2 pseudogenes are annotated in these 1,308 nt (G+C 61.6%); one reads left to right on the top strand and one right to left on the bottom strand.

What is annotated here, in order from left to right:
- Positions 1-261: 261 nt before the first annotated feature.
- Positions 262-729, top strand: a pseudogene (locus tag AC0L17_RS34435) (transposase); the annotation flags it as partial.
- Positions 730-936: 207 nt separating this feature from the next.
- On the opposite strand, the pseudogene AC0L17_RS34430 reads toward AC0L17_RS34435, so the two are convergent.
- Positions 937-1,265 (bottom strand): annotated as a pseudogene (locus AC0L17_RS34430) (transposase); the annotation flags it as partial.
- Positions 1,266-1,308: the final 43 nt, after the last annotated feature.

Here is a 1,308-nt window from a genome sequence, read left to right as displayed (position 1 = left end):
CAGTTCACGGTTCTGAGCTTACCCGTGTTTAAACGTCGAATCTTCCAAACGATAAAACTTCAGTTTTTTGCCTTCTAGAAAGGAGTTGGTGGGAATTTCACCGAATAGAATTGTTCAATCTGGCAATGAACTGTCCGGCGGGTCAAACGCAATTTCTATATCGCCATCATCTGGACTCTAGATGGAGGACACCCATGGGGCGAGCCGCGGCAAAGTCGTGCCGCGCCAACGTGAGCGACAAGGTCACATCCTTCGCCGGCAGAGCGGGGTCGAGGGCGCCCTCCGGCGCAGGATAATCGGCGCTATTTCGAAGGCATGATGCGAATGGCCCGAACCGGGGCGCAATGGCGTCATCTGCCTGTTGAATATGGCAAGTGGAACAGCGTCTTCCGCCGATACCGGCGATGGGTCGCGACAGGAGTGTTCGATGCACTGCTCGAAACACAGGCCGAGGTCGTGGAATGCGATGCCACCGCCGACATGATCGATAGCACGTTGTCCGGGCACATCATTGTGCAGTCGAAAAGGGGACTCAGGAAACTGAGGCGCCTGGCCGATCGCGCGGCGGCTTACCACCAAACTCCATGCGCTGTGCGACGGAAAAGGCCGACCTCTCGGCTTCGTCCTGACGTCCTGAGACCTGGCCAGGCGCATGATATTCAAGGCTTCGGTGCTGTTTCGAATGATCGCCGACCGTATCGAGGCTCTCCTGGCGGACAAGGGCTATGACTCCGACGCCATCCGCGAAGAGACCGCCAAAGCCGGCGTCGACGCGGTCATCCCCGCCAAAAGCAACCGCTGCGCCCCCACCCGGCATGTCTGGTTCGACGGGCTGCTGCCCCGGCGGTCATGGTCCAGCGGGCTGCAGAGTGCTGGCGAGCGCCCGCAACAGGCTGGCCTCGGGCCGGGCGGCGGTGAAGGCAAGGCGGATGACGTCTTGAGGTCGGGCAGGTACTCCAGCCGCGAGCATGTCGGCCGAGAGCGCAGGTCGAGCCCCCTGTCGGGCGACCGTCCACAGGCAAGCTTGAAAGCCGGGTCGGTGCGCAGCCGATTGAGACCGTTGGCATCCTCGTAGCCGCAGGCGATCGCAAAGATGCGGGCGCGCAGGATGTCGGCCATGGCGTGCCTCACCCGCTGCCGGTGGCGCGGTTCGTGGCTCGCAGCCGCTGGCGGCGGACGCCGCCATCCGATCTGATGCGTCCACCATCAAACGCAGCTGTGATCTTAACGTCCCGTGAATTTTGGCGATCGTTTCTCCAGGAAATGGGCGACCCCTTCCTTGTAATCTTCCGAAGTGCCTGCGGCCTG

It is taken from the genome of Mesorhizobium sp. WSM4829, assembly GCF_055811475.1.
The sequence above is the reverse complement of the archived record's forward strand: the minus strand, read 5'-3'. Positions and strand labels throughout refer to the sequence as shown.